At 28.5% G+C, this 6,293-nt stretch carries 4 protein-coding genes and 1 other RNA gene; 1 reads left to right on the top strand and 4 read right to left on the bottom strand.

The window, feature by feature from the left end:
- Nucleotides 1–58: 58 nt before the first annotated feature.
- Both speD and ABWP20_RS18075 read right to left on the bottom strand, forming a co-directional pair.
- Nucleotides 59–463, bottom strand: a complete 405-nt coding sequence (gene speD, locus ABWP20_RS18070; protein ID WP_353097744.1) for an adenosylmethionine decarboxylase — start codon at nucleotides 461–463, stop codon at nucleotides 59–61.
- Nucleotides 464–522: 59 nt separating this feature from the next.
- Complete coding sequence (locus tag ABWP20_RS18075; RefSeq protein WP_353097746.1) at nucleotides 523–1,689, bottom strand: bis-aminopropyl spermidine synthase family protein; 1,167 nt, start codon at nucleotides 1,687–1,689, stop codon at nucleotides 523–525.
- A gap of 964 nt (nucleotides 1,690–2,653) precedes the next feature.
- Here ABWP20_RS18075 and ABWP20_RS18080 point away from each other — a divergent pair.
- Nucleotides 2,654–3,322, top strand: a complete 669-nt coding sequence (locus tag ABWP20_RS18080) for a hypothetical protein (RefSeq protein ID WP_353097747.1) — start codon at nucleotides 2,654–2,656, stop codon at nucleotides 3,320–3,322.
- A 792-nt stretch (nucleotides 3,323–4,114) separates the two neighbouring features.
- Here ABWP20_RS18080 and ABWP20_RS18085 read toward each other — a convergent pair.
- Complete coding sequence (locus ABWP20_RS18085; RefSeq protein ID WP_353097749.1) at nucleotides 4,115–5,449, bottom strand: uracil-xanthine permease family protein; 1,335 nt, start codon at nucleotides 5,447–5,449, stop codon at nucleotides 4,115–4,117.
- A 635-nt stretch (nucleotides 5,450–6,084) separates the two neighbouring features.
- Nucleotides 6,085–6,293: RNase P RNA component class A (gene rnpB / locus ABWP20_RS18090), an RNA gene on the bottom strand; the annotation flags it as partial.

A 6,293-nucleotide genomic window follows, 5' to 3' on the forward strand; every position in this document is an offset into this window, starting at 1 on the left:
AAATAATTGGTAAATTTATCTAATCTCAAATTTACTAGCACAACAGGTTAATTTATAATTAAAGACCAGATATCTCCAAAGATTTCTTGCTGTTTTCCAAAATACGGTCTACTATTCCTCTAGATACCTCCATTGAATCAGTACTTTCAGCCTTTAATTTTTCTTCTAAAAACTTAAAGGCAACCCAAGGATCTATTGTATTTCCACAAGTGAACAAATCTACAGCTGCATATTTATATTCTGGCCAGGTATGAATAGTTAAATGTGACTCTTTAATGACGACAACACCGCTAACTCCCCAAGGATTAAATTTATGAAATACACTTTCTACTATTGTAGCTTTAGCTATCTTGGCAGCTTCTATCATATATCTCTCTATTAACACAGTATTATCTAAAACTTTATTATCACAATTATAATATTCAATTAAAACATGTCTACCTAATTTATTTATTCTAATCATAATTTCTCCTTTTCCGTATTTAATTTATATTTAATTAATCCATATTCTTTAGAAAATATTTAAATATTTGTTCTTTTAATTAATTCAAATACTTGACCATTACATTTATAACATCCTTTTGATTTTAACATCTCTATAGTATTAAACTTTTCCAAGCCTCCTACCTTTATTATCTGGCCACATTGCTTGCATCTATAAGAACGGACTGTTTCTTTAAGTTCTCCAGTATATAGAACTCCCCTATAAGGGGTTTTTATTAACCCTTTGCTCATATTAGTAGTCTTAAGAACAATCATTTGCCCTGTATTTCCTATTATACTGGCTCCTTCATAGGTATTAAATCTAGCTATTACTTCTGAAACTATAAGACCCATGTCTAAAAAATATTTTTGCATAGTTAATTGAAAATCTGGAGACTTATGAGCATAAGATAAATAAATAGTCAATCCGCTATCGTTCTTTAATGCTTCTACTCCTCGCGAAAGAAACAAATTCATTCCTTCAAGAGTATAAGGCGGATCTGTAAACAGGCAATCAAATTGATTTTTAAAATCATTTGATAATGGCATTCTGAAATCTACATACTCACATTCAATTGGAATAGACTCTTTTATAGCTATATCACTTACATAACCTAGAACTCTTTTATCAACATCCATTACAGTAATTCTAGTATTGTAGCTGATGCTATTATTAAAAAGTCTTTTTAGTAAAAAACCTAGGGCTATGCTTACTAAATCATCATCTCCTAAACACAAAATTCTTTTTCCTATTAATGTATGATTTTTAAGACATAATATTGCTCTTTTTAAAGATGTATCTACACTAGACTTAGACTGATCTATAGTAACATCTGCTTGCGGGCGATTATTAAAAACACTCTGTAGCTGTTCTTTTATTTCAGTAATTTCCCTATATTCATTCCAAGGTTCCATTAATAGTTTTGTATATAAATTCTTATTTATCTTCTTAAATCCTAAATCTTTTTCTACAAAATCTTTGCCTTTAACTGTAAGTCTTGATCCTCTATCTTGAATAATTAATCCCTTTTTAATGAACTCTCTTTTTATGGCTGTAACTATGGGAATAGGTAGAAGACTATTTCTTGATAATTCTTTAGTCGAAATTCCTTCTTTAAAATATATTGTTATTAATATCTTTTCTATTGATGTCTTACCTTCTTCTATATTTACATTCTTATTTACTTCTTCTATATAATTAAGCATTGTTTACTATCCTCCACATTTATCATTCAAAATTTCATTACACGGCTTTTTAAAACTAAAACATTAATTATACATAAACTAATATTTAAGAGTAAAAAGAAACATGAATAAACAAAAAAGATTATAGCAACATAAAGTCACTATAACCTTTTATAACCTAAAATATAGTCAAAAAATACTTATTAGATTTCAATAGTCAATATACTAAAACTATATTAAAATATTGAAACTCAAAAACAAATCTATAACTATATAAAATATATATAAATTCATATTAGATAAAAATAATCACTGGTTATTTTAATACATCGTAAGGTTTAATGATATCCATGTTTCTAACTTAACCTTAAAAAGCCATCAACAAATAAGCCTAAATAATATTAGACTAAAAACTTTTTAAGATACAACTATTTAATTTAGTTGATTTAGTTAAAAACAAATGCGGACATCAAGTTCTCTCCCTTATACCTCTTAATAATAATTATTCTTTTATGATAATCATTATAACATATAAAAATATCTGTTACAATTGTAAAAAGCTTATATTTATAAAGTTCAGAAATATACTGAATAATTTTGAATACTAATCCATACCTTCTCACACATTCCCTTATATAACCCTAAAAGTCCAATTACATTACAATAATTTAGAAAAATTCTATTTTATTTAATCTTTGATTTCCACACAATTAATTTCATTGTTAAAAATAAAAAATCAATCAAGATATTTCCATCTTATATCCCTACTGATTTTCCTTCATTAAATTTAATATTATTTATATTGTGTTATTAATAAAAGTATTTTACTACATATAGAAACAGATATATAATTTATAGCCAACACTTCCTAGTGTATCATACAATTGTAATAATGATGTAATCATTTTGTAATTGTATTAATGTAAAACTATGGTATTCTAATTACAATAGTTAATTATGTAAAATTAAGATGGGAGTGATAATTATGGAAAAAATGACCATGAAAGAAGCAGGAAGATATGCTAACTTCCTTGATAGAACCATCGATGAATTAATATATTTATCAAATTATGATATGGACTCTAAAATATATTCTATAACAGAAAATCATAAAAAATCAGCTTCATACAAAGATGCAGTTGATGAAACTGTAGAGGTGGAATTTGAAGACGATGTAGAAATAGATATCCCAAATCTAACAATACTCTTAGAAAACCTCTTTCTTGAAAAATCAATGTTAGCGGAAAGTATAGCAGAAGCAAAAAAGGATTTACGAATAAAAATTGATGATAATAAAAGCTTTAATTTAGATGCAGCATTGGAATATGCAAAATTACTTAGAAGACTTTCCGAATCATATTTAAGACCTCTTGCAAATAGAAAGGATAAGAAAACAAAGGAAAATAGAACTGGATACGCCTTTAATGTAGAAGGTAACCAAACACCATATATCTATGAAACCGAAGTAATTACTAAAATAATATATGATACCAAACCTTTAGCTGATAAGATTAAAACAAAGAATTATCTTGCAGATAGAATATCTGAAAGAATTGATATGGCAATGAATCTTGAATCTGTAGAGTTCAATCCCAAATTTAGTTATCTCGATAGATGTGAGGATATTATAAGTCAATATAATAAAAACTCCTAAAAATCATTAAATAGTAAACCTTTTCCATTCTTTATAAAGAATACAGAATAACTTGGTGTGATAATAGAAAGCTTCATTGATATTGAAAGATGATTAGTCGATAGCATAGATTGGAAGAATATTATATATTAAGTTTTATCAATATATAATATTCAACATCTGGAATCCTTTAATGGAAAATATCTCTGATATATTGAAAGATTACAATATGCAATCACTACTCATAAATCAACAACTCACCAGTTCAATAATTCATGAGCTCATCCTTCAAGAAACATCTAACAATTCAATTGGCAATATAACGTATCTTAAGATTCTCTGAAGATTAGGTTTAAATTACTTTATAATTGCTGCGATGAATTTGTTCAGTAAATTGATATGGAGCTTTCTATTATCATACCAAGAAAAACATCTTTTTTAAAAAACAAATTAAAATTTCCATATGCAACTACAATATATTCTTATTCTTGAAATATTATATTTCAATTATTGGATTGATTTAGAGATAATATTAATGATTTAATCTATAAAAAAAGAAATATATTAAAACTATAGAATTAAATCAAAGAATGTCTTGAAAAATATATATTTATAGTAAAATAAGGCGATTTCAATTATGAAATCACCTTATATAAATAATCTTACCTGATCCTTTTATATTTTAATACTATTTCGAAACAAATTCTCTAAAGAGAATATCAATATATAAATATCCTTACTTGTCATTAATATAATAAATTATTACTTACAGACTAACTACTTCTTTTAGAACTATTTACCTTTATTATATTCCTATGCTTTTATTTCTCTTCCTGGGAGGGCAATATTTAATATAATTGCAGTAATAGTCCCTGTAGTCATTCCAGACTGAAATATAGTTTGAACAGTTGGATGAAAATTATTTAACACTTCTGGTCTCAATACTACAGCTAATCCCAATCCCATAGATACTGCTATTAGCAAACTATTTCTTTTATTTAAATCAACTTCTTGCAATAACTTAAATCCACCAACAGCTATCATACCAAACATCATAATCCCAGCTCCACCTAATACAGGACTTGGCATTATAGATACTAATGCGCCTATCTTAGGAAATATACCGGCTAACATTAGAATAATACCAGCAACAATGGCTACAAACCTACTAGCTACACCTGTAATAGGAATTATACCTACATTTTGACTAAAGGATGTATGGGGACCAGCACCAAATATTCCTGCTATAAAACTTCCTACACCATCTGATAAGATTCCCCTAGATAATTCTTCCCCAGTTATTTCATGTTCACTAGCATTAGCTACAGATATCAAATCTCCCATAGTTTCTATTGCTGTAACAATATAAGCAGGTAAAAATGCTAGAATAGCAGGTAGATGAAATTTCATTCCATACCTAAAGGGTTTTGGAAAAGAGAACCAAGCTGCTTCCTTCACTGGTGCAACATTTAATAAATCCATAGGTATAGAAATAATATAACCACATATAATCCCTATAAGTATGGCACCAGAACTTACAAATCCCTTTCCATTTTGATTCAATAAAATTATAATCACCATAACAATAAAAGCTAATAATATAAACTTAGGATTCCCATACTGTGGGTTGTTAACTCCTCCTGCTGCCCAATCAACAGCTACTGGAAGCATGGTAAGACCTATTAATGATACTACCACCCCTGTGACCACTGGTGGAAAATATTTTCTAAGGGGTTTAATAAATCGACTTAAAATTATTTCAAGAATCGACCCTGCAGTAGTTGCAGCAAAATACCCTGGTAATCCAAAAGACCTAGCCACTGCAATACCAGGACCTACAAAAGTAAAATCTGTACCCATAATGCAAGGAAGTCTTGAACCTACAGGTCCAACTCCCCTAGATTGAATGAATGTAGCCAATCCTGATATGAATAACGTAGCACTAATCATAAAAGCCATCTCATTCGCAGACATTCCAATAGCATTGCCCACCACCATAGGTACTGCTATAATACCGCTAAAAGCTGCCATAATGTTCTGAATGGCTAAAGGTATTGCCAGTCTTAATGGCGGCTTATCATTGATACCATAGATTAACTCAGACTTATGATTTTCTTCTACCTTCTCATTGACATCTTTACTAATCATAAATACCCCTCCTTATTTATATATATGTCTATATATATTTCTATAAACCAGCATAAATGCCTTTGTGCCTTTCATACAAAATTCTATTGAAAACCTTATGCTAAATACTCTATTTATCCCTTAATTATTTGGATTAATTATTTTAAATATTGATTTTATGAGTTATGATGGGCTTAAGATAATTGTAAAGATTATACAAAAGATGGTGAATATTTTCACATTATTAAATAAGTAAATACCCATATTCAGGACTAATTTACTAATTAATATATATTATTAATTATAGACATTAGAAATCTTTAATTTACATGAAACTTATTGAGTGCACACATCATCCTGTTATGTTGACTTTTCTGAACCTTCTAGTTTAATAATATCTTTATTTTTATAACCTCTTAATACTCGTAATTGTTATCAAAAACATTAATCTCATTCTGCTCCCTAGACTATTAAAAAGCAAAGCACCAAAAATTCTAGCTAATGTACTAGTATTTTGCATGAAAAACTCAAAATCATAATCAGAGAGATATTCGCCTAAGAAAATTGCCATATATACAAATTTTCTAAATATAATAAATTTATATTTTCCCAAAAAGAAAAAACCCTGTATTCCACAAGGTTTTCATTGTATGTATTGTATGAGTAAGTCTATAAGCCGTGTTCTGTTTAAATGGTCATCTATCTAAGACCTATCGTTACCAATAGGTTCATGCGACCTACCATTGGAACGGCAGCGGGCTACCACCTTTTATGTTCCTTTTTGGTCTTGCTCCAGATGGGGTTTACAGAGCCATTTAGTCACCTAAATGCTGGTGAGCTCTTACCTCGCCTTTCCACCCTTACC

Origin of the sequence: Tissierella praeacuta (genome assembly GCF_040396155.1) — a bacterium.
In the GTDB taxonomy this organism is placed as follows: Bacteria; Bacillota; Clostridia; order Tissierellales; family Tissierellaceae; genus Tissierella; species Tissierella praeacuta_A.

Coding starts and splice junctions, on each gene's coding strand:
- speD (WP_353097744.1), bottom strand. CDS start 463: ATGATTAGAATAAATAAATTAGGTAGACATGTTTTAATTGAATATTAT.
- ABWP20_RS18080 (WP_353097747.1), top strand. CDS start 2,654: ATGGAAAAAATGACCATGAAAGAAGCAGGAAGATATGCTAACTTCCTT.
- ABWP20_RS18085 (WP_353097749.1), bottom strand. CDS start 5,449: ATGATTAGTAAAGATGTCAATGAGAAGGTAGAAGAAAATCATAAGTCT.
- ABWP20_RS18075 (WP_353097746.1), bottom strand. CDS start 1,689: ATGCTTAATTATATAGAAGAAGTAAATAAGAATGTAAATATAGAAGAA.